The organism is Micromonospora sp. DT4 (assembly GCF_049841675.1).
In the GTDB taxonomy this organism is placed as follows: Bacteria; Actinomycetota; Actinomycetes; order Mycobacteriales; family Micromonosporaceae; genus Micromonospora.
The window spans coordinates 38,025-62,104 of the sequence record NZ_JBNCKT010000012.1 but is presented as its reverse complement, the minus strand read 5'-3'; the positions used below and the strand labels follow the sequence as shown (position 1 = coordinate 62,104).

Sequence of the window (24,080 nt, the reverse complement as noted above, 5' to 3'; positions counted from 1 at the left end):
ATGCCGGTCCGGGCCATCGATTCCGGACGAACAGACATCAGTGGCTGGCCGATCGACCCAAACGCGACGACACTCCAAGCGGGACGGTGCCGTAGGCTGCACGCCCGCCGGGGTCGCGCCGCAGGGCGCGGCGGCCGGTCGCCAGCTCCCGGGAGGGCGGACGATGCGACGGTGGCTTGCAGCGCTGGCGCTGGTCGGCGTCACGACGATGCTGCTCTCCGGCTGCGCGCCAGCGCGCGGCGCGGACGGTGATCTCACCGACGACTGGCCGGAGCTGCGGGTTCCACGACCGTTCACCCCGGCCACCGACACCTGCCTGCCCCGGATCACCTCGGTCGTGCAGGCCAGCACGTACGAGACCGTGGACTGCGCCCGCAGCCACCTCGCCGAGGCGATCCACGTCGGCACGTTCACCGGTCCGGCGGCGCGTGCCGGGACCCGGCCGGGCCCCGGTTCGACCGCACTGCGCGCGGCCCGCTCCGAGTGCGACCAGCGGGCCCGGGAGGTGCTCGGCGGCGACTGGCACGCGGCGAGGCTCACCCTGACGCTGTCGCTGCCCTCGGCGGCGGCCTGGACCGGGGGCGCGCGCTGGTTCCGCTGCGACCTCAGCGAGACCGACAGCATCGACAACACCCGGCCGGTGAACCGGGTCGGCAGCCTGCGCGGCGCATTGATCGGCGACAGCCCGCTGACACACCGCTGCTTCGATCCCAAGCTGATCGGCGACAACCTCAACTACATGGCCCCGGTCCTCTGCACCGAGCCGCACCGCGCCGAGTTCGTCGGCGTCTACGAGGAGAAGGACATGGACTGGGCGGCCTTCTCCCGTGCGGGCGAGCAGGCGCACCAGCGCTGCATGGCGTTGATCGCCGCGTACGTCGCCGTGCCCAACAACAGCGAGCTGCCGTACCGGGCCGGGTCCATCTACTACCCACCGTCGCAGCGGGAGTGGGAGGAGGGCGACCGCGGGGTGCGCTGTTTCCTGTGGAGCGACGATCGCAAACTCACCCGTTCGATGCGCGGCGCCGGCCCCGAGGGACTGCCCGCCAGCTGAGCCACGGTGCCGTATGCTGCTGCGCCGTGGCGCTACCGGCCGGCTGGGGGCCGACCGGAGGTCACCAGCGGCGGGAGGTCGAAGGATGCGACGGTGGTTGACGGCGGTTGCCGGGAGCGCGGCGGTTGCCCTGGCGCTCAGCGGCTGTGGCGCGCCCGCCGGAGTCGACCGGAACCTCGTCGACGACTGGCCGGCGCCGGTGGCGGCGCAGCAGTTCGTCCCCGCCGCCGGCGTCTGCCACCACTCCTCCCAGCAGGTCGGCTTCCTCAGCGGCTACAACCCGATGGAGTGCACTGAGGCGCACCGGGTGGAGACCATCCACGTCGGTACGCTCACCACCCCCGGCGCAGAGCGCGGCACGACCCCGCCGCCCGGCTCGGAGGGCATGCGGGCCGCCCAGGCCGGCTGCGACAAGGAGGTCACCAAGGCGGTGGGCGGTGACTGGCGCTCCGGACGCCTCGGACTGACCGTCGTGCTGCCGTCCGCGCCCGCCTGGGCCGGCGGCGCCCGCTGGTACCGCTGTGACGTCACCGAGATCGCCAGCATCGACGACACCGCCGTCGACCTGCGCACCGGCAGTCTGCGGGGCGCGCTGAGCGGCGCGGCGCCACTGGCGTACCGCTGCTTCAACCCGAAGCTGGTCAAGGACAAGATCGAGGAGATGGTCGCGGTGTCCTGCACCGCGAAGCACCACGCCGAGTTCGTCGGGATCTGGCAGGCCCCCGACATCAGCTACGCGGAGTTCAACCGCACCACGAAGCGCACCCACCGGGCGTGCCAGTCGGTCACCGCCAAGTACGCCAAGGTGCCGGACGACTCCAAGCTCGACTTCCGCGCCGGGACGATCTACTACCAGCCGTACGAGCAGGAGTGGAAGAACGGCAACCGTGGCGTGCAGTGCTTCCTGTGGATCAGCGACCGGAACCTGACCCGCTCCATGCGCAACGCCGGATCCAAGGGGCTCCCGGTCACCTGATCCCGACCGGTACGACCGCACCCGGCCGGATGGGCCGGGTGCGGTGTCGTGTTCAGCCCCTCGCGGGGACGGCTGTCAGCTCTCGCGGGGGCCGGCGGTCAGCTTTTGCGCGGGCCGGCTGTCAGCCCTTGCGCAGGACGGCGAGGAACATCGCGTCGGTGCCGTGCCGGTGCGGCCAGAGCTGCACGGTGGGGCCGTCGCCGAGGCCGGGCATACCGGCGGGCAGCAGCGGCCGGGCGTCGACGAAGTCCACCGCGACGCCGCTGCGGCGGGCCGCCTCGGTGACCGTCACGTGCGTCTCCACCGTGTGCGGCGAGCAGGTGACGTAGGCGACCAACCCGCCCGGCCGGACCGCCCGCAGCGCCGCGCCCAGCAGCTCCCGTTGCAGCCGGGTCAAGGACGGCAGGTCGGAGGGCTGGCGGCGCCAGCGCGACTCGGGCCGCCGGCGCAACGAGCCCAGCCCGGTGCACGGGGCGTCCACCAGCACCCGGTCGAAGTGGCCCTCGGGCAGCTTCGGGTCCGCGCCGACCTCACGACCGTCCATGGCGAGCACGGTCACCGGCAGACCCCGGGTCGCCTGGGACACCAGCCGGGCCCGGTGCTCGGCCACCTCCACGGCGGTCAGGCGGGCACCCCGCTGCGCGGCCAACGCGCCGAGCAGCCCGGCCTTGCCGCCGGGGCCGGCGCAGAGGTCCAGCCAACGCCCGTCCGGGCCGTCCAGTGGCGCGTCGGCGAGCGCGGCGGCCACGAGTTGGGAGCCCTCGTCCTGGACGTGGGCGCGGCCGTCGGCCACCGCCGGCACGTCGCCGGGCGCGCCGCCAGGCAGATAGACGGCGTACGGGGAGAACGCGCCGGGGGCGCCACCGACCGCGTCGGCCAGCTCGACCGGGTCGATCAGGCCGGGACGGGCGCACAGGTGCACCGGGGGACGCTCGTTGTCCTCGATCAGGAGCCGGGCGGTCTCGCCCAGGTCACCGCCGAGCGCCTCGGAGAAGGCCCGCACGATCCACTGCGGGTGGCTGTACGCCAGCGCCAAGTGCCCGACCGGGTCGGTCTCGATGGGCGGGGCGAGCTTGGCCACCCACGCGTCGATGTCGCGGGTGGACACCTCGCGCAGCACCGCGTTGGCGAACCCGGCGGCGCCCGGCGCGACCGAGCGGACCAGGTCCACGGTCGACGACACGGCCGCATGCGGGGGCACCCGCGTGTGCAGCAGCTGGTACGCCCCGATCCGCAGCGCGTCGCGTGCCGGCGGGTCGATCCGGGCCACGTCCCGGCCGGACGCGTCGCTGAGGATCGCGTCCAGCGTGCCCAGGTGGCGCAGCGTGCCGTAGGTCAGCTCGGTGGCGAAGGCGGCGTCGCGGCCGTACAGCCCCTCCTCGCGCAGGATGGTGGGCAGCACCAGGTTGGCGAAGGCGTCGTCGCGGTGCACGGCGGCCACCGCCTCGTACGCCGCACGTCGCGGCCGGTCCAGCGGAGGCCGAGCCGGCCGGCGGTCGCCACCTCGGCCGGCCGACGGACCGCCACGGTACGGGCGCGTCCCCTCCGGGGCCGTCACGCGAGGCCCTCGCCGGCGCTGACGCGGACGCCACGGGCCCAGTCGGTGGCCGCCATGGCCCGCTTGCCCGCGGCCCGGACCTCGCCGAGTCGCACCGGGCCGGTGGCCGTACCGGCCAGCACGCGGCTCTTCTCCACCAGCAACTCTCCCGGTTTCAGGTCCGGGCCGTCGGCGACCGCCGCGACCGGACCGAGCTTCACCCGCTCGTCGCGGAAGGTCGTCCACGCGCCGGGGGCCGGGGTGCAGGCCCGAATCCGCCGGTCCACCGCGAAGGCCGGGTCGCTCCAGCGGACCCGGGCGTCCTCCACCGTCAGCTTCGGCGCCAGGGTCACCCCGTCGGCGGGCTGCGGCTCGGCGCGGGCGGTGCCGGTGGCGATGGCGTCGAGCACCGCCACCAGCAGCCCCGCGCCGGAGTCGGCGAGCCGCTCCAGCAGGTCGCCGGACGTGTCGCCGGGGCGGATCTCGTCGGTCAGGGTGCCGTAGACGGGCCCGGTGTCCAGGCCCTGCTCCAGTTGGAAGACGCTGGCCCCGGTCAGCTCGTCACCCTGCAGGACGGCGTGCTGCACGGGCGCCGCGCCCCGCCAGGCCGGCAGCAGCGAGAAGTGCAGGTTGATCCAGCCGTGGCGGGGGATCTCCAGCGCGGACGGCGGCACCAGCGCGCCGTAGGCCACCACCGGCACGCAGTCCGGCGAGAGCTCGCGCAGCCGGCCGAGGAACTCCGGGTCGCGGGGTCGGGCCGGCGTGAGCACCTCCACGCCGTGCTCGTCGGCCCACGTGCCGACCGGGGAGCGGGACAGGCCCCTCCCCCGTCCGGCGGGCGCGTCGGGTCGGGTGACGACGGCGACCAGTTCGTGTGGGGAGGCCGCGACGGCGGCCAGGGCGGGTACGGCCACCGCCGGGGTGCCGGCGAAGATCACACGCATCCGGGTCACCGACCCAGACCGAAGGGGCTGCCACCGGCGTGCGGGTTGACCTTGACCACCGGGGGGGCTGCCGGGTCGTACCACTCGGCCTGGCGGATCGCCTTCATGGCCTCCTTGCGACCGGCGGTGTCGAGCCGGTCGAGGAAGAGCACACCGTCGAGGTGGTCGGTCTCGTGCTGCACGCAGCGGGCCATCAGCCCGGTGCCGACGATCTGCAGCGGGTCGCCGTAGCCGTTGAAGCCCTTGGCGACGACGTTCTGGCGGCGCTTGGTGTCGAAGTAGAGCCCGGGGATGGACAGGCAGCCCTCGGGGCCGTCCTGCTCCTCCTCGTCGGGGAACTCCAGCACCGGATTGACCAGGTGCCCGAGCACGTCGTCGACGTCGAAGGCGAACACCCGCAGGCTCACGCCGAGCTGCGGCGCGGCCAGACCGGCGCCGTTCTGGCCCCGCATCGTGTCGGTGAGGTCGGCGATGAGCCTACGCAGCTCGACATCGAAGTCGACCACCGGATCGGCCGGCGTGCGCAGCACCGGATCCCCAAACAGACGGATGGGCTGGACGGTCACGCGGGACGGCTCCTTCGTCGGACGGGCGAGCGGTGCCGTACCAGTCTACGGAGTGCCCGGCAGCGCTCCGGCCCGCGTACCTCGATCGGCCATCGCCGGTGTGCCCAGCGTCACCGACCCGGCCCCGGGAGCCGCAGCCGGGGCCAGCAGGGCCCGGACCCGGTACAGCCGCAGCGCCCGGCCGTAACAGCGGATCGCCTCCCGGTGGTCACCCAGCCGCGCGTGGACGAAGCCGAGGCTGTCCCAGGTGTTCGCCTCGCCGTGCCGGTCGCCGGTGCGGCGCAGCAGCTCCAGCGCCCGCAGTGCGCGAGCGCCGGGGCGTACTGGCCGAGCTGGGCGTGCGCCCAACCCACCGCGTTGCGGGCGCTCGCCTCACCGGTCAGATGGCCGGCGTCGCGCGTCGAACGAGTCCAGCGGGCGGAGTGCTCCGCGCAGCTCCACGGCCAGGCTGGACAGGGCGAACCCGGGGATTCGCCGCCCCCCCGAGCGGCGAGCACCGCCAGCGCCAGCGCCAGCGGCAACCGCGCGCGCCCCTCGATGATCTCGTCCACGGCCCGTGGCTCGAGGGCCAACCGGTCCGCGCCGAGCCGCCGGGCCAGCAGCTGCCACGCCTCGGCGGCGCTGAGCAGCTCCACGCCGACCGGCCGGGCACCGCCCACACCAACGCCGTCGGCCAGGGTGACAGCGGCGGCCCGGTGGAGATCGTGAACCCGGCGAACACCCTCCAGGTCTGGGCGACCGGCACCAACACCGCCATCGACGACACCAATACCGCGACGGCATGTACCGGCTACGTTCCCACCGGGCGGGTGTGCGCCTGGCGGCTCTACGACGAGGACATCTTCTCCGGCATGGCCGGCGTCGGCGCCTCCGGAGTCGTCCTGGGCTGACGCCTTCCGAATGAAGGAGCATTCAGGCTGACAGTCGGGCCGGCGTGCATCCCGCGCGCCGGCCCGGCACCGCGCTGGGCCTAGGCGCCGACGCCCGTGTCCGCGGCGAGCACGGCGTCGCCGCGGAGCAGTGCCGGCTCCGGCAGCGGCAACTGGATCTTGTGGGCCGCCTCCCAGTCGTAGACCAGGCCCGGCCGGACCTGAGCGGCGAAGTAGTCCACGGCGCTCATCCCGCCCACCACCGGCTCGTCGACCTCGGCCACCAGCTGGGCCGGGACCAGGGAGAAACCGTTCTGCAGGGCGGCGCTGAGCCGCCGGTGACCGTCGACGACGAAGAAGTACTCCCCCGTGAAGCCGATCTTCAACGGCTCCAGGGACTCGTCGCCGGCCTCGGCCACGTCGCCGACGAACTCGCTGTCCCAGAGGCCGCGCAGGGTGGCGATGTCCTCGGTCGGGTAGACCCGGGCCGGGTCCAGGAGCAGCAGCGGCGGACCGTCGCGCAGCACGTCGGCGCCGAGCGTGCCCTCGTACGCGGCGACGATGTGCTCGACCACCTCGGCCGCGGAGGCCCGGGTGGTGTCACAGATCAGGTCGTAGTTGCGCAACCGCGCCTTGTCCACGCCGTAGCGGACGATGAACCGGTTCCGCTCGCTCGCGCTGCGCTCGCGGAGCTTGACCTTGGCCTCCTGGAGCGAGGTGTAGCTCTCCGCCGGGCCGGACGGGCGGGCCAGCACCCGGCGGGCCGCCTCACCCGGCTCGGTGACCATGTGCACCTTGAGCGCGTCGGTGAAGAAGTGCCAGGCCAGCCGCGAATCCATGATCAGGTTTTCGCCGGAGGCGGCGATGTCGCGCTGGAGCTGGTCGACGTACCCGTCGACGGCCTGGTCCAGCTCGGCGTGCAGGTTGAGTTGCAGGGCGGTCATCTGCCGCTGCTGCGCCATCTCCCGATAGAGGTCACCCACGCTGACCCGGCGCATCCCGAGCCGCTTGGCGATCTCCACCGACACCGTGCTCTTGCCGCTGCCGAGGTCGCCGTTGAAGACGATCGATTGTCGAACGGTCACGACTGGTCCACCCCTGATAACCGGCTTCCTGACATCATCGACATCGCGTCCGACCGACGCGTTCCCGCCATCGTCGCGCCATCCCGCGGCGCACCCGGCCCGGCCCGTCCGTCTCCGGCGGTGCCGTGACCTGGGGCCGTTGTACGCCCGAGCATGACGGGCGATGCTACCACCTCGTCGCCAGCGCTTTGCCGGACGCGGTGTGCGGGCACCGGTCCCCACGGCGGGGTTCCCGCCCGTCGGCCGCGCCCGGGAAACGGTCAGAACAGGCTCAGCGGATCGACCTGGAGACGAACCGGATCGGCGGCCTTGCGGGCGGCGCGCAGCCCGGCCGCCGAGTGCAGGGCCTCGGCGAGCGCGGCGGCCCGCGCCCGGGGCACCCGCAGGAGCATCCGCTCGCGCCCCTCGTCGGCCGGCACCGGGCCGAGCACCTCGGCGTCGGCGGGCAGCCGCGCGGCGTCGAGCAGGTCCGCCACCGCCTCGGCCGGGCCGGTGACGCTCGCCATGCGTACGGCAGGTGGGAAGCCCAGCTCGCGGCGCTCGGCCAACTCCCGGCCGGCGAACCAGGCGGCGTCCCAGCGCAGCAGCGCCTGCACCGGGGCGAGCGCGCCGTCGGCGACGACCACCACGCGGCCGGCCGGCGCCGGGCGGGCCAGGGCCGCCGCCGCCAGCCAGCGGCGCAGCGCCTCCTCGCCGGCGCGCAGGTCGGCCCGGGTCAGCAGGGCCCACGAGTCGAGCAGCAGCACCGCGCCGTAGCAGCCCTGGGCGACCGGCTCGGCACCGGGGGTGGCAACGACCAGGGCCGCCGTGCCGGGCACGTCGGTCAGGACCTCCTCCCGTCCCGAGGTCCGCACCGGCACGTCGGTAAAGGCCCGGCCCAGCTCCTCGGCGGTACGCCGGGCGCCGGTCACTGCCGCCCGCAACCGCCGCCCGCCGCACTGGGGACAGGCGTACGCGGCGGCGACCCGGGCGCACCAGCGGCAGGCGGGGGTGCCACCCGCCGACGGCAGGGCGAGCGGGCCGGCGCAGTGCGCGCAGCGGGCCGGGGTACGGCAGTCGGCGCAGGAGACCGAGGGCAGGTAACCACGGCGGGGCACCTGCACGAGCACCGGCAGGTCCGCCCGGAGCGCGTCGCGGGCGGCCGTCCAGGCCAGGCTGGGCAGCCGCGCGGTGGCCGCACCGGGATCACGGGCGAGCTGCGGGTCGTCGCCGGTCGGCGCGATGGCCGGTATCCGGGCCCGGACCGTCGCCCGGTCGGCGACCACCTCGCGGGCCCAGCCGGTCTCCAGCAGCAACTGCGCCTCGGCCGTACGCGCGTACCCGCCGACCAGCGCGGCGGCCTCGCCGAGCTGCGCCCGGGTGAGCAGCACGTCACGGGCGTGCGGATAGGGGGCGCGGGGTTCGGAGTGCAGGTCGTCCCCGTCGTCCCAGACGGCGACGAGACCGAGCCGGCGCACCGGGGCGAACATCGCCGCCCGGGTACCGACGACCACGGGCACCTGTCCCCGCCGGGCGGCGAGGAACGCCCGGTAGCGCCGGGCCGGTCCGAGGGCGGCGGAGAGACTGACATGCCGCCCCGGGCCCAGCACGGCGGTCAGCGCCGCGTCGAGACGGTCGAGATCACGCGCGTCGGGCACCACGACCACGGCGCCGCGCCCACCGGCGACGGTGGCGGCGACCGCGTCGGCGTAGCGGGCGGCCCAGTCCTCACCAGGCAATGCGGACCAGACCGCGCGGGCCGGCCGGCCCTCGGTGAGCGCCCGCAGCAGTGCCGGCCCGGCCGGATAGTCCCGCCACCCCCTCGGGTCGACGGGCTCCCCCGGCACCGCAGGGCCACCCGGCACGCCGGACTCCCCCGAGACGACCGGACCACCGGGCGCGGCGGCATCGCCGGGGTCGGGGGCCGGGGTCGGCTGCTCCTCGTGGGTTTCCTTCTCGACGCGGGCGTGCCGAGGTGGCACGGCGAGCCGGAGGACGTCGGCGAGGTTACCCGCGTACCGGTCGGCGACCGCGCGGGCCAGCCGGGCGACCTCGGGCGTCAGCACCGGCTCGGGCGAGACGACCTTCTCCAGGTAGGCGAGCCGCCCGGTGTGCCCGGAGTCGTCCGCCCGGGACAACAACCAACCGTCGACCACCTGCCCCGCGAAACGCACCTTGACCCGGGTGCCGGGCACCGCCACGTCGTCCAGCTCGGCCGGCACGAGGTAGTCGAAAGGGCGGTCCAGGTGGGCCAGCGGCACGTCCACGCAGACGCGTGCGACCGGCGACCCGTCCGCGGGTCGCCGGTCGCTGGACCTGGTGGCGGTCAGGCTCCCGCGGCCGACTTGAGGTCGGCGGCCCGGTCGGTGCTCTCCCAGGTCAGGTCCGGCAGCTCGCGGCCGAAGTGGCCGTACGCGGCGGTCTGCTGGTAGATCGGGCGGAGCAGGTTGAGGTCCCGGATGATCGCGGCCGGGCGCAGGTCGAACACCTCGGAGACCGCGCTCTCGATCGAGGCGACCGGCACGGTCTCGGTGCCGAACGTCTCGATGAACAGGCTCACCGGGTGCGCCTTGCCGATGGCGTAGGCGACCTGCGCCTCGCACCGCTCGGCGAGGCCGGCGGCGACCACGTTCTTGGCCACCCACCGCATCGCGTACGCGGCCGAACGGTCCACCTTGGACGGATCCTTGCCGGAGAACGCGCCGCCGCCGTGCCGGGCGTACCCGCCGTAGGTGTCAACGATGATCTTGCGACCGGTCAGGCCGGCGTCACCCATTGGGCCGCCGATCTCGAACCGGCCGGTCGGGTTGACCAGCAGCCGGTAGCCGTCGGTGTCCAGACCGAGGCTCTCCAGCTCCGGGGCGATCACGGAGTCGCGTACGTCGGGGGTGAGCAGCGACTCCAGCGAGATGTCCGCGGCGTGCTGGCTGGACACCACCACGGTGTTCAGACGGACCGGGCGCAGCCCCTCGTACTCGATGGTGACCTGGGTCTTGCCGTCCGGGCGCAGGTACGGGATGGTGCCGTCCTTGCGCACCGCGGCGAGCCGACGCGCGAGCCGGTGGGCCAGGGCGATCGGCAGCGGCATCAGCTCCGGCGTCTCGGAGCAGGCGAAGCCGAACATCATGCCCTGGTCGCCGGCGCCCTGTGCGTCCAACGCGCTCTCCGACGCCCCGGTACGCAGCTCGAAGGCGTTGTCGACGCCCTGCGCGATGTCCTCGGACTGGGCGCCGATCGAGACGCTGACGCCGCAGGAGGCGCCGTCGAAACCCTTCTTCGACGAGTCGTAGCCGATGTCGAGGATCGTCCGGCGGACGAGGGTCGGGATGTCGGCGTACGCCTTGGTGGTGACCTCGCCGGCGATGTGCACCTGGCCGGTGGTGATCATGGTCTCGACCGCGACCCGGCTGTGCGGGTCCTCGGCGAGCAGCGCGTCGAGGATGCCGTCGCTGATCTGGTCGGCGATCTTGTCCGGGTGGCCTTCCGTGACCGATTCGGACGTGAAGAGGCGGCGTGTCACGGCACTCCTAAGCGTGTGAGGTCGTTCCGCGGCAGTCTAATCACCGCTGCGGCCGGTGTCGGGATCGGTCGCGCCCTGTTCCACCCGTCAGGAGCGGTTGGCCAGCCGCGCCACGACGAGGTCCCACACGGTGTCGGCCACAGCCTCCTTGGCCTGCTCCGGCAGACGACTCACCGAGCCGTCCGCGCCGATGACCGTCACCGTGTTGGTGTCGGCGCCGAAGACCCGGTCCGGACCGACCTCGTTGACCACGATGAGGTCGGCCCGCTTCCGGGCCAGCTTCGCCCGGCCGTTGGCCTCCGCGTCGCCGGTCTCGGCGGCGAACACCACCAGCACCTGCTCCGGTCGCTTGCGCTGGCCGAGCTCCGCCGCGATGTCCGGGTTCGTGACGAGCTCGATGGTGGGAGCGACACCGTCGTCCGACTTCTTGATTTTGCCAGGCGCGTACGTCGCCGGTCGGAAATCGGCCGGAGCCGCCGCCATCACGACCGCGTCGGCCCCATCGGCGGCCCGCAGGGTCGCCTCGCGCAGCTCGGCGGTCGTACCGACCCGGACCAGGTCGACCCCGGCGGGGTCGGCGAGGGACACGTTGGCCGCGATCAGCGTGACCCGGGCGCCCCGGGCGACCGCCGAGCGCGCGAAGGCGTAGCCCTGCTTGCCGGATGAGCGGTTACCGAGGAAGCGGACCGGGTCCAGCGGCTCACGGGTGCCGCCGGCGGTGACCACCAGCCGGCGGCCGGTCAGGTCGGCCGGCGCGGAGGCGCCCCGAGTGAGGACGTGGCGGGCGACCGCGAAGATCTCCGCCGGGTCGGGCAGCCGTCCCTTGCCGGTGTCGACGCCGGTGAGCCGCCCGACGGCCGGCTCGACGACCCGGACGCCCCGGGAGCGCAGCGTGGCGACGTTGGCAACGGTGGCCGGGTGCTCCCACATCTCGGTGTGCATGGCCGGAGCCAGCACCACCGGGCAGCGCGCGGTCAGCAACGTGTTGGTCAACAGGTCGTCGGCGAGCCCGTGGGCGGCCTTGGCGAGCAGGTCGGTCGTCGTCGGCGCGACCAGCACCAGGTCGGCCTGCTTGCCGAGGCGTACGTGCGGCACCTCGTGCACGTCGGACCAGACGTCGTCGGCGACCGGCTGGCCGGAGAGCGCCGCCCAGGTCGGCGCGCCGACGAACCTCAGCGCCGACGCGGTCGGCACGACACGGACCCGATGGCCCGACTCGGTGAAGAGTCGCAGCAGCTCGCACGCCTTGTAGGCGGCGATGCCACCGCCGACCCCGAGGACGATCGAGGCGGACATCGACGGGTACGGGCCTACGGCTGGTCGGTCGGCTCGGCGGTGAGCAGGCCGCCGTTGATCTCGCGCATGGCGATGGAGAGGGGCTTCTCCTGCGGGGTGGTCTCGACGAGCGGACCGACGTACTCCAGGAGGCCCTCGCCGAGCTGGCTGTAGTAGGCGTTGACCTGGCGCGCGCGCTTGGCGGCGAAGATGACCAGCGCGTACTTCGACGTCGTCTTCTCGAGGAGTTCGTCGATCGGCGGGTTGGTGATGCCTTCGGGGTTGGCGATGGATCCCACGAATTAACCTCTGCGTCTTTCGAGCCGCGCGGACGCGGTGCTGAGTCCCGACGGCGGCCGACTGTCAGCCACGCACGCGCGACCAGGCCGGATCCGGATGAGTTGAACCGAGCAAGCCTACCAGCTCGTCAGCCACCCGATCGGTGAGGTCGTGCGTGAGGGTGTGCGCGAAGGCCGCGGCCACGGCGGCGGCGGGTCGGCGTCCGGGCGGGATCAGCAGCACCAACCGGGCGTCGGGCAGTCGCGCCCGCACCAGCCGGGCCCCGGTCACGTCGAGCGGAAGCAGGACGTGCTGCCCGGCGTCGAGCCGGGCGCGCAGCGGTGGGTGCAGGGTCCCCCGGCGGTACGCGCCGATCCGGGACCACTCCAGCAGCTCGCCGGCGGCCACCCGGCGCTCGAACTCGGCCGGGGCCAGAAAGACCCGCTGCTCTCCGTCGGCCTCCGGCTCCCGGCGCGGCCTGGTCGTTGCCGGCACCGGGATCCACACGGACGGGAAACGCGCCCGGACGAGCTCGACGACACTCTCCCTGCCGGAACCCGAAGGTCCAGCCAGGACAGTGAGCCGAGCCGCCGGGCGCGCCTCGTCATCCGTGCTCACTGCTTGTTTCTACACGCTGCCAGGTTCAGTTGGCGGCGAACTCTCCAAGCAGTGCCTTGCGCTGCTGCTCGCCGAGGCCGCGCAGACGACGGCTGTCAGCGATCTTGAGCTTCTCCATGATCTGGGTAGCCCGGATCTTGCCGATGCCCGGCATGGCCTGCAGGACGGCCGAAACCTTGAGCTTGCCCACGACGTCGTCGCTCTCGGCGCGCTCGAGGACGGCACCAAGGGTGGTCTTGCCCTGCTTGAGCTGCTCCTTCAGCTCGGCACGGGCCTTGCGGATCTCCGCGGCCTTCTCGAGCGCGGCAGCGCGCTGTTCGGGGGTCAGTGACGGGAGCGGCACCAGTTCTCCTCAGGTCCCTATCGCGGCGGGCGGGGCGCACCGCCGCAGCTGTGAAACGTGGTGTCGCTGTGAACCAAGGGGTCCGTGGTTCCCAGCGCGGGGAAAACTAGCGGTCGACGGAGCTTTCGGCAACGTGAGCGCCCGATGATCATCGCAAAGTGACCGAGCCGTCAGTCAGTCACCGGGCAGCCAGAACGGCCCGACACTCACCCAGCACCCGGTGCGCGGCGGCCCGCAGGGCGTCGGCGTCCGGTCCTGCCGACAGGACCTCGCGGGAGTACGACGGGAGCACCGCGGCGAGGCTGGAACCGAAGACGGTACGCAGATCGGCGGCGCCCGCACCCTGCGCGCCGAGCCCCGGAGCGAGCAGCGGACCCCCCACGCCGGAGAGGTCATGACCGGTGTCACCGATGGTGGCCCCGACCACCAGACCGAAGCTACCGAGGGGTTCCGCACCGCTGTTGAGCTGGGAAATCTCGTCGATCACGGTCTGCGCGACGGTGCGCCCGTCGGCCGTACGGGCCCGCTGCACGGCCGCACCCTCGGAGTTCGAGGTGAGGGCCAGCACGAAGACCCCGCCGCCGTGCCGGGTGGCCAACTCGAACATCGGCGCCAGCGAACCTACTCCCAGGTAGGGACTGGCCGTGACAGCGTCGACATACAGAGGACTGGATGGATCAAGATACGCGGAGGCGTACGCGCTGACCGTTGAGCCGATGTCGCCGCGCTTGACGTCGAGCAGAACGAGCGATCCGGCTTCTCGTAACTGTCGGATAGTTGACTCAAGAATCGCCACACCGCGGGATCCGAACCGCTCGAAAAAGGCCGACTGAGGCTTGACAACCGCAACCCGGTCACCGAGGGCATCCACCACGGTCCGGGCGAATCGGTCCAGACCGTCGAGGTCGTCCGCGAGGCCCCAGCGGGCGAGCAGACCGGGATGCGGGTCGATGCCCACACAGAGCGGTCCGCGCTCGGTGACGGCCCGGTGCAGCCGGGTGCCGAAGCTCTCCATCGGCGTACTTCCCCTCTTCGTCGTCCGGGCGGCGGGACCGCCTCCCGGGGTACTCGGCGATGCCCGCTCAGCCGGCCGCCGCGGCCGCCGCGATCCCGGCCGCGATCCGGGCCAGGTCGGCGTCGTCGGTGACGTACGGCGGCATCGTGTAGATCAGGTCGCGGAAGGGGCGCAGCCAGACGCCGCGGTCGGCGGCCGCCGCGGTGGCAGCGCCGAGGTCGACGTCGTGGTCGAGCTGGACCACGCCGATCGCCCCGAGCACCCGCACGTCGGCCACGCCCGGCGCGGCACGCAGCGGCTCCAGGCCGGTACGCAGGCCCGCGCCGATCCTGGATACCTGCGCCGCCCAGTCACCGGCCCTCAGCAGCCCGATGGAGGCGTTGGCGACCGCGCAGGCCAGCGGGTTGCCCATGAACGTCGGACCGTGCGCCAGGACACCGTCGGCGGAGATCCCGCGCGCGATCTCCGGGGTGCACAGCGTCGCGGCGAGGGTCAGGTAACCCCCGGTGAGCGCCTTGCCCACGCACATCACGTCCGGCGACACCCCGGCGTGCTCGGCAGCGAACATCGTGCCGGTACGGCCGAACCCGGTCGCGATCTCGTCGAAGATCAGCAGCACCCCGTGGGCGCGGGTCACCTCGCGCAGCACCCGCAGGTAACCGGGGTGGTGGAAGCGCATCCCACCCGCGCCCTGCACCACCGGCTCCACGATGACCGCGGCCAGTTCGTGGGCGTGCCGCTCGACGGCGTCCACCAACGCCGCCACGTACGCCTCGTCGGTCGGATCGGCGAACCCGCCCGGCGGCACCGGGGCGAACACCTGCCGGGGCAGCACGTCACCCCAGAGGTGGTGCATTCCGCCCTCGGGGTCGCAGACGCTCATCGGATGGAAGGTGTCGCCGTGGTAGCCGCCCCGCCAGGTGGCCAGCCGCCGCCGCTCCGGCCGGCCGACGGCCAGCTGGTACTGCAGGCACATCTTCACGGCCACCTCGACGCTGACCGAGCCGGAGTCGGCCAGGAACACGTGCTCCAGCCCCTCGGGGGCCAGCTCGACGAGGGTCCGCGCGAGCCGCACTGCGGGCTCGTGGGTGAGTCCACCGAACATCACGTGACTCATCCGCCCGAGTTGGTCGGTCACGGCCGCGTCCAGCACCGGGTGCCGGTAGCCGTGGACCGCCGCCCACCAGGACGACATCCCGTCCACCAACTCCCGACCGTCGGCCAGGGTCAGCCGTACCCCCTCGGCGCCGCGGACCACGAACGGCGCGTTCGCCGACGGCAGGGCGGCGTACGGATGCCAGACGTGCGCCCGGTCGACGGCCAGGATCTCCTCGGGTGTCACGCGTACTCCTTCCCGACCGGATCGGGCCGACCGGCCCGACCGGGGTGGTCCGCGCTGGCAGCGCCGTCCGGGCGGCGGACCGCGCGGCCGGACCGCACCTCCCCCCGACCGTCTTTGCTCTGCTTCAGCGGAGGCGACACCTGGCGTCCGAATACCGGACGCCCACCGTTTCCTGGGTTGAAGCAGAGCAAAGGGCGCAGTGACCGGTCGGGGTCCTCGGCCGACCGACGCACGGACCCGGCGGAGACGCCGGGCCGGGGGCCGGTCACCGGCCGGCGACCGGAGCCGGTGTCCCCGCCGTGGCGCTCGCGCGGGCCGCGGCGCGGACCAGGGCCGGACCCCGGTAGATGAAGCCCGTGTAGAGCTGCACCAGGGAGGCGCCGGCGTCGAACATCCGGCTGGCGTCGTCCGGGTCGAGCACACCGCCGACCCCGACGATGGGCAGCCGGCCACCGGTCTCGCGGTGCACGAAGGCCACCACGTCCCGGGCGCGGCCGGTCAGCGGTCGGCCGGACAGACCACCAGCCTCGGCACCGCGCTCGACGTCCGCCGCGGCCAGACCGTCGCGGGCCAGGGTGGTGTTCGTGGCGATCACCCCGGCGGCGCCCCGGGCCAGGCAGACCTCCAGCAGCTCGGCGATCGCCGCCTCGGTGAGATCGGGCGCTATCTTGACCAGCACCGGTTTCTCCCCCACCAGCGCGCCGAGCAGCGCGTCCAGGTGGGCGCCGTCCTGCAACGACCGCAGACCCGGCGTGTTCGGCGAGGACACGTTCACCGCGAAGTAGTCGCCGTGCCCGCGCAGCGCCCGGTAGGAGGCCAGGTAGTCCTCGACCGCCTCGTCGAGCGGGGTCACCTTGGACTTGCCCAACGAGATGCCCAACGGCACCCCGAGGGGGCGCGGCAGCGCCGCCAGCCGGGCCGCCAACGCGGCGGCGCCGGCGTTGTTGAAGCCCATCCGGTTGACCACCGCCTCGCTGGCCGGCAGCCGGAACAGCCGGGGCCGTGGATTGCCCGGTTGGGCGTGCGCGGTGACCGTGCCGACCTCGACGAAACCGAACCCGAGCGCCGGCCAGGCCGGCAGCGCCGCGCCGTCCTTGTCCATGCCGGCGGCCAACCCGACCGGGTTGGGGAACCGCACGCCGAAGACCGTGCGCGGAGCGTCGACGGCGTACCGGGCCCGCAGCGCGGCCAGAGCGGCCGGACGCCCGGACAGGGCGGCCAGCCGCCGCAGCGTCCACTCGTGCGCCGCCTCCGCGTCCCCACCACCAAGCCGGAACAACGACGGCCGTACGACCCGCTCGAACACGGTCACTGGGCGGCCCGCAGGGTGGCGTGCAGATCCTGCAGGGGGCGGACCTGCATGTCACCCCGGATGCGTGCCTCGATACCCATCACGGCCGCGGCGGCGCCGGGGACCGTGGTGATGCACGGGATGTCGGCGGTGACGGCCGCGCTGCGGATCTCGTAGCCGTCGGAGCGGGCGCTGGCGCCCGAACCCTGCGGCGTGTTGATCACCAGCGCCACGTCGCCGCCGAGGATCAGCGACACGGCGTCGTCGCCCTCGCCGGCCTGGTAGTGCTTGCGGATCTGCTCGCAGGCGATGCCGTGCCGACGCAGCACCTCCGCGGTACCGGCAGTCGCCACGATCTCGAAGCCCAGGTCGGCCAGTCGCTTGATCGGGAAGATCATGCCGCGCTTGTCCCGGTTGGCCACCGACACGAAGATCTTCCCGGCCGTCGGCAGCGACCCGTACGCGGCCGACTGGCTCTTGGCGAAGGCGTGCCCGAAGTTGGTGTCGATGCCCATCACCTCGCCGGTCGACTTCATCTCCGGGCCGAGCAGCGAGTCGATCCCCTTGCCCCCGCGGGTACGGAAGCGCTTGAACGGCAGCACCGCCTCCTTCACCGCGATCGGCGCGTCGGCGGGCATCGTCCCGCCGTCCCCCGTCGGCGGCAGCAGGCCCTCGGCACGCAGCTCCGCGACGGTCGCGCCCAGGGCGATCCGGGCCGCCGCCTTGGCCAGCGGCACCGCCGTCGCCTTCGAGACGAACGGGACGGTCCGCGACGCGCGGGGGTTGGCCTCCAGGACGTAGAGCACGTCGTCCTTGAGCGCGTACTGCACGTTGAGCAGACCGCGCACGCCGACACCACGCGCGATGGCCTCGGTGTACCGACGGACCTCGGCCAGGTGCGAGCCCGCGAGGGTGATCGGCGGCAACGCGCAGGACGAGTCTCCGGAGTGGATGCCCGCCTCCTCGATGTGCTCCATCACGCCACCGATGTAGACCTCGCCGTCGGCGTCGCACAGGGCGTCCACGTCGATCTCGATGGCGTCGTCGAGGAACCGGTCCACCAGCACCGGGTGGTCGCCGGAGATGTCGGTGGCCCGCCCGATGTAGTCGCGCAGCGTCGGGTCGTCGTACACGATCTCCATGCCCCGCCCACCGAGCACGTACGACGGACGGACCAGCACCGGGTAACCGATCTCGTCGGCGATCGTCTTGGCCTCGTCGTAGGACGTGGCCATGCCGTACGCCGGCGCGCGCAGCCCGGCACGGGCCAGCACCGCGCCGAACGCGCCCCGCTCCTCGGCCAGGTGGATCGACTCAGGGGACGTGCCGACGATCGGCACGCCGGCGTTCTTGAGCCGCTGCGCCAACCCCAGCGGGGTCTGCCCGCCGAGCTGCACGACCACGCCGACCACGCCCGGCCCGCCGGCCGCCCGGCCGGAGGAGTCCTCCGCGTGCCAGACCTCCAGGACGTCCTCGAAGGTCAGCGGCTCGAAGTAGAGCCGGTCGGCGGTGTCGTAGTCGGTGGAGACCGTCTCCGGGTTGCAGTTGACCATGACGGTCTCGTAACCGGCCGTCCGCAACGCCTGGACCGCGTGCACGCAGGAGTAGTCGAACTCGATGCCCTGCCCGATCCGGTTCGGGCCGGAGCCCAGGATCAGCACCTTCGGACGGTCCGACGGCACGACCTCGGTCTCCAGGTCGTACGTCGAGTAGTGGTACGGCGTGGTGGCCTCGAACTCGGCCGCGCACGTGTCGACGGTCTTGTAGACCGGGCGCACGTCGAGGCGGTGCCGCAGGGCGCGTACGCCGTCCTCGGCCGCCAGCTCCGGGCGCAGCGCGGCGAGCTGCCGGTCGGACAGACCGGCCCGCTTGGCGCGACGCAGCAGGTCGGCGTCGAGCACCGGCGCGTCGACGATCTCGGCCCGCAGCTCGATCAGCGCGGCGATCTGGTCCAGGAACCAGGGGTCGATGCCGCCGGACGCCTCGGCGACCTCGGCGATCGACGCGCCGAGGCGCAGCGCCCGTTCCACCGTGTAGAGCCGGCCGTCGTGCGGGATGCGCAGCGCGGCAAGGGTGTCCGCCAGAGTGACGTCCACTGGGTCGGGAGTGGTCCAGAAACCAGATGATCGGGTTTCCATCGAGCGCATCGCCTTGTTCAGCGCCTCGGTGAAGTTGCGCCCGAGGCTCATCGCCTCGCCCACCGACTTCATGGTGGTGGTCAGCTCCGGGTCCGCGCCGGGGAACTTCTCGAACGCGAACCGGGGGATCTTCACCACCACGTAGTCGAGCGACGGCTCGAACGCCGCCGGGGTCTTCAGCGTGATGTCGTTGGGAATCTCGTCGAGGGTGTAGCCGATGGCCAGCTTCGCGGCGATCTTCGCGATCGGGAAGCCGGTCGCCTTGGAGGCCAACGCCGAGGAGCGCGACACCCGGGGGTTCATCTCGATCACGACGATCCGACCGTCGACCGGGTTGACCGCGAACTGGATGTTGCACCCGCCGGTGTCCACCCCGACCTCACGCAGGACGGCGATGCCCAGGTCACGAAGGTGCTGGTACTCCCGGTCGGTGAGTGTCATGGCCGGCGCCACGGTGACGCTGTCGCCGGTGTGCACGCCCATCGGGTCGATGTTCTCGATCGAGCAGACCACCACCACGTTGTCGTGCCGGTCGCGCATCAGCTCGAGCTCGTACTCCTTCCAGCCGAGCACGCTCTCCTCGATGAGCACCTCGTGCACCGGGCTGGCGGCCAGGCCGTCGCCGGCGATGCGGGCCAGGTCCTCCGGGGTGTGCGCCATGCCGGAGCCCAGGCCACCCATGGTGAACGACGGCCGGATCACCACCGGCAGACCCAGCTCGGCGACTGTCGCCTCGACCTCGTCCATCGAGTGGCACACCCGGGAGCGGGGCACCAGCGCGGTCGGGTCGTCGACGCCGAGGCGTACGCCGGCCTTCGCGACGATCTCCTTGAAGAGCTGGCGGTCCTCGCCCCGGTTGATGGCGTCGATGTTCGCGCCGATCAGCTCGACGCCGTACTTCTCCAGGACGCCGTTCTCGTGCAGGGCGACGGCCGTGTTCAGCGCGGTCTGCCCGCCGAGGGTCGCGAGGATCGCGTCCGGGCGCTCCTTGGCGATGACCAGCTCCACGAACTCCGGGGTGATCGGCTCGACGTAGGTCGCGTCGGCGAACTCCGGGTCGGTCATGATCGTGGCCGGGTTGGAGTTGACCAGGCTGACCCGGATGCCCTCGCTGCGCAGCACCCGGCACGCCTGGGTGCCGGAGTAGTCGAACTCGCAGGCCTGCCCGATGACGATCGGCCCGGAGCCGATCACGAGGATGTGCTTGAGATCGGTCCGCTTAGGCATTGCTGCGCCCCTTGCTGTGGTTCCGGCCCTCGCTCTGCTGCCGGTCGAGGGCGCCAGTGCCCTCGATCAGCTCGGCGAAACGGTCGAAGAGGTAGTCCGCGTCGTGCGGACCGGCCGCCGCCTCCGGGTGGTACTGGACGGTGAAGGCGGGCACATCCACGGCCCGCAGCCCCTCGACCACGTTGTCGTTGAGGCAGACGTGTGACACCCGCACGCCACCGAAGTCGGTGTCGATCACCTGGTCGGGAACCACCGCGCCGGCACCCACACCCGCGCCCGGCACCTGCACAGCGAAGCCGTGGTTGTGACTGGTCACCTCGACCTTGCCGGTGGCCCGGTCGAGCACCGGCTGGTTGATCCCCCGGTGGCCGTAGCCCAGCTTGTAGGTGCCGAAGCCGAGCGCCCGACCGAGAATCTGGCTGCCGAAACAGATGCCGAACAGCGGCACCTCCCGCCGCAGCGCCTCCCGTGCCACCGCCACCGAGCCGTCGGCCGTGGCCGGGTCGCCGGGGCCGGGCGACAGGAAGATCGCGTCGGCGCCCGTGGCCAGCAGGTCCTCGATGCTCGACGAGGACGGCAGCACATGGGTGGTCACCCCGCGTGCCGCGAGCCGGCGCGGCACGTTGCGCTTGATGCCCAGGTCCAGCGCGGCCACCGTGAACCGGTGCTCGCCGATCGCGTCGACGACGTACGGCTCGGGGGTGCTCACCTCGGCGGACAGGTCCGCGCCGACCATCTGCGGTGACTGCCGGACCCGGGCCAGCAGGCTCTGCGGGTCCTTCTCGACGCTGGAGATGCCCACCCGCATGGCGCCCCGCTCGCGCAGGTGCCGGGTCAGCGCCCGGGTGTCCACCCCGCTGATGCCCACCACACCCTCGGTGGCGAGGCGGTCCTCGAGGCCGCCGGTGGCCCGCCAGTTCGAGCCGACCCGGGCGGGGTCGCGGACGACGTACCCGGCCACCCAGATCCGGCCGGACTCGTCGTCCTCGCCGTTGACGCCGGTGTTGCCGATGTGCGGGGCGGTCTGCACGACCACCTGGCGGTGGTAGGACGGGTCGGTCAGCGTCTCCTGGTAGCCGGTCATGCCGGTGGTGAAGACGGCCTCGCCGAAGGTCTCCCCGACACTGCCGTACGCCTCACCGGGGAACGTGCGCCCATCCTCGAGCACGAGGATCGCGGAACGTCTACGCGTCACTTGATTGCCTTTCCGTCCAGGACCGTCGGCTCGCCGCGCAGGAAGGTCGCCACGATGCGACCCGGCAGCGTCATGCGGGCGTACGGGGTGTTGCGACTACGGCTGGCCAGCTCCGACGGCTCGATGGTGCGCCGGGCGGCCGGGTCGACCAGGGTCAGCGTGGCCGGTACGCCGAGCGCCGGGTCGACGCCGTGCCCGGTGAGCCCGGCGATCCGGGCGGGGGTGCGGGACATCCGCTCGGCGATCAGGTCCCACTCGGGGCCGAGCACGTCCAGCGCGATGGACAGCGCCGTCTCCAGGCCGAGCATCCCCGGCCGGGCGTACGCCCACTCGCACTCCTTGTCCTCCACGGCGTGCGGGGCGTGGTCGGTGGCGATGACGTCGATGACGCCGTCGGCGAGCGCGGCGCGCAGCGCGGCGATGTCGGCCGCCGTGCGCAGCGGCGGGTTCACCTTGAAGACCGGGTCGTAGCTCTCCGCACGCTCGTCGGTGAGCAGCAGGTGGTGCGGGGTGACCTCGGCGGTGACGCGTACCCCGCGGGCCTTTGCCTGGCGCAGCACCTCGACGCTGCCGGCGGTCGAGACGTGGCAGACGTGCAGTCGGCTGCCCACGTGCTCGGCGAGGAGCACGTCCCGGGCGATGATCGCCTCCTCGGCGACCGCCGGCCAGCCGATCAGCCCGAGCCGGGTGGAGACCTCACCCTCGTGCATCTGGGCGCCCTCGGTGAGTCGGGGCTCCTCGGCGTGCTGGGCGATGATCCCGTCGAACGCCTTGACGTACTCCAGGGCGCGGCGCATGAGCAGCGGATCGGCGACGCAGTGCCCGTCGTCGGAGAAGATGCGTACCCGGGCCGCGGAGTCGGCCATCGCGCCCAGCTCGGCGAGGCGCTCGCCGGCCAGTCCGACGGTGACCGCGCCGATCGGCTGCACGTCGACCAGCCCGGCCTCCCGGCCGAGCCGCCAGACCTGCTCGACCACGCCGGCGGTGTCCGCGACCGGCGAGGTGTTGGCCATCGCGCAGACCGCCGTGTAGCCGCCCAACGCCGCAGCCCGTGACCCGGACTCGACCGTCTCGGCGTCCTCGCGGCCCGGCTCGCGCAGGTGGGTGTGCAGGTCGACCAGACCGGGCAGGGCGACGAGGCCGGTTCCGTCGATCACGACGGCGTCCGACGCGGAGAGCCCCGGACCGATTTCGGCGACGACGCCGTCGCGGATCAGCAGGTCGGTCGGCGCGGCGCCGACGATGCTCACGCTGGTGATGAGGTACGCGGTCACCGGTTGTTCCCTCCGAGCAGCAGGTAAAGAACAGCCATCCGTACGGAGACCCCGTTGGTGACCTGTTCGACGATGGTGGAGCGGGGTGAGTCGGCGACCTCGGGGGTGATCTCCATCCCCCGGTTCATCGGGCCGGGGTGCATGACGATCGCGTGCTCGGGCAGGCGGCGCATCCGGGGGCCGTCCAGCCCGTAGCGGCGGGCGTACTCACGGGCGGAGGGGAAGTAGGAATCCTGCATCCGCTCCCGCTGCACGCGCAGCATCATCACCGCGTCGACGTTCGGCAGCACCGCGTCGAGGTCGTACGACACGTCGATGCCGGGGGCGAGCGCTCCGGCGATGTCGACGGGGATGAGGGTGGGTGGGCCGACCAGGGTGACCTTCGCGCCGAGGGTCGACAGGAGCAGCACGTTCGACCGGGCCACCCGGGAGTGCAGCACGTCCCCGACCACCGCGACGGACAGGCCGGCGAGCCGGCCCAGCCGGGCCCGCATGGTGTACGCGTCGAGCAGCGCCTGGGTGGGGTGCTCGTGGGTGCCGTCGCCGGCGTTCACGACCGACCCGTCCACCCAGTTGGCCAGCCGGTGCGGCGCGCCGGAGGCGGGATGCCGTACGACCACCGCGTCGGCGCCCATGGCCTGCAGGGTCAGCGCGGTGTCCTTCAGGCTCTCGCCCTTGGCGACGCTGGACCCCTTGGCGGAAAAGTTGATCACGTCGGCGCTGAGCCGCTTGGCCGCCGCCTCGAACGAGATCCGGGTCCGGGTGGAGTCCTCGTAGAAGAGGTTCACCACCGTCCGGCCACGCAGCGCGGGCAGCTTCTTGATCTCCCGCCCGGCGACGGTGGCCATCTCGGCGGCGGTGTCCAGGATCTCGGTGGCGGTGTCGGCGTCCAGGTCCGCGCCGGAGAGCAGGTGTCTGATCATGAGTGGGCTCCCCCGAAGAGCTTGACCTCGTCCGTCCCATCGGTCTCGGCGAGCGTCACCTTGACGCTCTCGGCGAGCGCGGTGGGGATGTTCTTGCCGACGTAGTCGGCGCGGATCGGCAGCTCGCGGTGGCCGCGGTCGACCAGGACGGCGAGTTGCACGGACGCCGGGCGGCCGACGTCGTTGAGCGCGTCGAGCGCGGCCCGCACGGTGCGGCCGGAGAAGAGCACGTCGTCGACGAGGATCACCCGCTTGCCGTCGATGCCGCCGCTGGGCACCTGGGTCGGGCCGATCGCGCGGGTGGCGTGCCGGCGCAGGTCGTCACGGTAGAGCGTGATGTCGAGCACACCGACCGGGACGACGACGTCCTCGAAGGTGCTGATCCGGGCGGCGAGCCGCCGCGCGAGGGGGGCACCCCGGGTGGGAATCCCAAGGAACACGGTGTCGGCCGCGCCCTGGGTCTTCTCCAGGATCTGGTGTGCGATGCGGTCGACCACACGCTGCACGTCGGCGCTGGCGAGGATCACCTTCACCGAGGGTTGTCGCGGTGGTGACGGGCGGGCAGCCGGTGGGTACGCCACGGCGGACCTCCTTCCCCGCCTCACGGGACGGGTCGTTAAAGGATGTCGG

The 24,080-nt window shown here is 72.9% G+C and carries 22 protein-coding genes; 3 read left to right on the top strand and 19 right to left on the bottom strand.

The features are described from left to right. The first annotated feature begins 163 nt into the window (after positions 1-163). Together ACLQ24_RS06650 and ACLQ24_RS06645 are read left to right on the top strand one after the other, a co-directional pair. A complete protein-coding gene (locus tag ACLQ24_RS06650; RefSeq protein ID WP_425889661.1) occupies positions 164-1,054 on the top strand; it encodes a septum formation family protein in 891 nt (296 codons plus the stop codon). Positions 1,055-1,139: 85 nt separating this feature from the next. Next, positions 1,140-2,030: a septum formation family protein gene (locus ACLQ24_RS06645; protein ID WP_425889660.1), complete on the top strand. Its 891-nt coding sequence runs from the start codon at positions 1,140-1,142 to the stop codon at positions 2,028-2,030. Positions 2,031-2,151: 121 nt separating this feature from the next. Here the strand turns inward: ACLQ24_RS06645 and ACLQ24_RS06640 are convergent, their stop codons facing one another. The 4 genes from ACLQ24_RS06640 to ACLQ24_RS06625 are packed head-to-tail and all read right to left on the bottom strand — an operon-like array spanning position 2,152 to position 5,425. Beyond that, positions 2,152-3,588 (bottom strand): RsmB/NOP family class I SAM-dependent RNA methyltransferase, encoded by a 1,437-nt coding sequence (locus tag ACLQ24_RS06640; RefSeq protein ID WP_425889658.1) that lies wholly within the window; start codon positions 3,586-3,588, stop codon positions 2,152-2,154. Further along, on the bottom strand, positions 3,585-4,511 hold the full coding sequence (gene fmt, locus ACLQ24_RS06635; protein ID WP_425889657.1) for a methionyl-tRNA formyltransferase: 927 nt from the start codon (positions 4,509-4,511) through the stop codon (positions 3,585-3,587). The genes ACLQ24_RS06640 and fmt overlap by 4 nt, the downstream gene beginning before the upstream one ends. A gap of 5 nt (positions 4,512-4,516) precedes the next feature. Beyond that, complete coding sequence (gene def / locus ACLQ24_RS06630; protein ID WP_425889655.1) at positions 4,517-5,077, bottom strand: peptide deformylase; 561 nt, start codon at positions 5,075-5,077, stop codon at positions 4,517-4,519. A gap of 45 nt (positions 5,078-5,122) precedes the next feature. Then, positions 5,123-5,425 carry a tetratricopeptide repeat protein gene (locus tag ACLQ24_RS06625; protein WP_425889654.1) on the bottom strand — a complete coding sequence of 101 codons (303 nt, stop codon included), beginning with the start codon at positions 5,423-5,425 and terminating at the stop codon, positions 5,123-5,125. Positions 5,426-5,499: 74 nt separating this feature from the next. Here ACLQ24_RS06625 and ACLQ24_RS06620 point away from each other — a divergent pair, with 74 nt between their 5' ends. Further along, positions 5,500-5,967, top strand: coding sequence for a hypothetical protein (locus ACLQ24_RS06620; RefSeq protein ID WP_425889652.1), 468 nt, complete (start codon positions 5,500-5,502; stop codon positions 5,965-5,967). Positions 5,968-6,047: 80 nt separating this feature from the next. Here ACLQ24_RS06620 and ACLQ24_RS06615 read toward each other — a convergent pair whose 3' ends face one another. The 15 genes from ACLQ24_RS06615 to pyrR form a co-directional block, all read right to left on the bottom strand. Then, complete coding sequence (locus tag ACLQ24_RS06615) at positions 6,048-7,031, bottom strand: AAA family ATPase (RefSeq protein ID WP_425889651.1); 984 nt, start codon at positions 7,029-7,031, stop codon at positions 6,048-6,050. Between the two features lie 260 nt (positions 7,032-7,291). Continuing rightward, positions 7,292-9,277 carry a primosomal protein N' gene (locus tag ACLQ24_RS06610; protein WP_425889649.1) on the bottom strand — a complete coding sequence of 662 codons (1,986 nt, stop codon included), beginning with the start codon at positions 9,275-9,277 and terminating at the stop codon, positions 7,292-7,294. 59 nt (positions 9,278-9,336) lie between these two features. Next, positions 9,337-10,530 carry a methionine adenosyltransferase gene (gene metK, locus ACLQ24_RS06605; protein WP_425889648.1) on the bottom strand — a complete coding sequence of 398 codons (1,194 nt, stop codon included), beginning with the start codon at positions 10,528-10,530 and terminating at the stop codon, positions 9,337-9,339. Between the two features lie 87 nt (positions 10,531-10,617). Continuing rightward, positions 10,618-11,826, bottom strand: coding sequence for a bifunctional phosphopantothenoylcysteine decarboxylase/phosphopantothenate--cysteine ligase CoaBC (coaBC, locus tag ACLQ24_RS06600; protein WP_425889647.1), 1,209 nt, complete (start codon positions 11,824-11,826; stop codon positions 10,618-10,620). A gap of 14 nt (positions 11,827-11,840) precedes the next feature. After that, positions 11,841-12,104: a DNA-directed RNA polymerase subunit omega gene (gene rpoZ / locus ACLQ24_RS06595; protein ID WP_074318577.1), complete on the bottom strand. Its 264-nt coding sequence runs from the start codon at positions 12,102-12,104 to the stop codon at positions 11,841-11,843. 64 nt (positions 12,105-12,168) lie between these two features. After that, a complete protein-coding gene (locus tag ACLQ24_RS06590) occupies positions 12,169-12,702 on the bottom strand; it encodes a guanylate kinase (protein WP_425889645.1) in 534 nt (177 codons plus the stop codon). Positions 12,703-12,727: 25 nt separating this feature from the next. Beyond that, the gene (gene mihF / locus ACLQ24_RS06585) at positions 12,728-13,045 is read right to left on the bottom strand and encodes an integration host factor, actinobacterial type (RefSeq protein WP_007458370.1); all 318 of its coding nucleotides are present in this window, start codon (positions 13,043-13,045) and stop codon (positions 12,728-12,730) included. 178 nt (positions 13,046-13,223) lie between these two features. Further along, positions 13,224-14,060, bottom strand: a complete 837-nt coding sequence (gene pyrF / locus ACLQ24_RS06580; protein ID WP_425889644.1) for an orotidine-5'-phosphate decarboxylase — start codon at positions 14,058-14,060, stop codon at positions 13,224-13,226. A gap of 67 nt (positions 14,061-14,127) precedes the next feature. Further along, entirely contained in the window at positions 14,128-15,402 is a 1,275-nt protein-coding gene (locus ACLQ24_RS06575) for an adenosylmethionine--8-amino-7-oxononanoate transaminase (RefSeq protein WP_425889642.1), read from the bottom strand. Positions 15,403-15,667: 265 nt separating this feature from the next. After that, a complete protein-coding gene (locus ACLQ24_RS06570; protein WP_425889640.1) occupies positions 15,668-16,714 on the bottom strand; it encodes a quinone-dependent dihydroorotate dehydrogenase in 1,047 nt (348 codons plus the stop codon). Beyond that, on the bottom strand, positions 16,711-20,058 hold the full coding sequence (gene carB, locus ACLQ24_RS06565; RefSeq protein WP_425889638.1) for a carbamoyl-phosphate synthase large subunit: 3,348 nt from the start codon (positions 20,056-20,058) through the stop codon (positions 16,711-16,713). Before carB ends, ACLQ24_RS06570 begins: the two co-directional genes overlap by 4 nt. After that, on the bottom strand, positions 20,051-21,253 hold the full coding sequence (gene carA / locus ACLQ24_RS06560; protein WP_425889636.1) for a glutamine-hydrolyzing carbamoyl-phosphate synthase small subunit: 1,203 nt from the start codon (positions 21,251-21,253) through the stop codon (positions 20,051-20,053). The genes carB and carA overlap by 8 nt, the downstream gene beginning before the upstream one ends. After that, positions 21,250-22,527 carry a dihydroorotase gene (locus ACLQ24_RS06555; protein WP_425889634.1) on the bottom strand — a complete coding sequence of 426 codons (1,278 nt, stop codon included), beginning with the start codon at positions 22,525-22,527 and terminating at the stop codon, positions 21,250-21,252. Before ACLQ24_RS06555 ends, carA begins: the two co-directional genes overlap by 4 nt. After that, positions 22,524-23,450 (bottom strand): aspartate carbamoyltransferase catalytic subunit, encoded by a 927-nt coding sequence (locus ACLQ24_RS06550; protein WP_425889632.1) that lies wholly within the window; start codon positions 23,448-23,450, stop codon positions 22,524-22,526. Before ACLQ24_RS06550 ends, ACLQ24_RS06555 begins: the two co-directional genes overlap by 4 nt. Continuing rightward, on the bottom strand, positions 23,447-24,031 hold the full coding sequence (pyrR, locus tag ACLQ24_RS06545) for a bifunctional pyr operon transcriptional regulator/uracil phosphoribosyltransferase PyrR (protein WP_425889631.1): 585 nt from the start codon (positions 24,029-24,031) through the stop codon (positions 23,447-23,449). Before pyrR ends, ACLQ24_RS06550 begins: the two co-directional genes overlap by 4 nt. Between the last annotated feature and the right edge of the window lie 49 nt (positions 24,032-24,080).

Bases quoted from the DNA above. Each gene is read 5' to 3' on its own strand.
- carB (WP_425889638.1), bottom strand. From the start codon at position 20,058: ATGCCTAAGCGGACCGATCTCAAGCACATCCTCGTGATCGGCTCCGGG.
- ACLQ24_RS06650 (WP_425889661.1), top strand. From the start codon at position 164: ATGCGACGGTGGCTTGCAGCGCTGGCGCTGGTCGGCGTCACGACGATG.
- pyrF (WP_425889644.1), bottom strand. From the start codon at position 14,060: ATGGAGAGCTTCGGCACCCGGCTGCACCGGGCCGTCACCGAGCGCGGA.
- fmt (WP_425889657.1), bottom strand. From the start codon at position 4,511: ATGCGTGTGATCTTCGCCGGCACCCCGGCGGTGGCCGTACCCGCCCTG.
- ACLQ24_RS06550 (WP_425889632.1), bottom strand. From the start codon at position 23,450: ATGATCAGACACCTGCTCTCCGGCGCGGACCTGGACGCCGACACCGCC.
- coaBC (WP_425889647.1), bottom strand. From the start codon at position 11,826: ATGTCCGCCTCGATCGTCCTCGGGGTCGGCGGTGGCATCGCCGCCTAC.
- ACLQ24_RS06645 (WP_425889660.1), top strand. From the start codon at position 1,140: ATGCGACGGTGGTTGACGGCGGTTGCCGGGAGCGCGGCGGTTGCCCTG.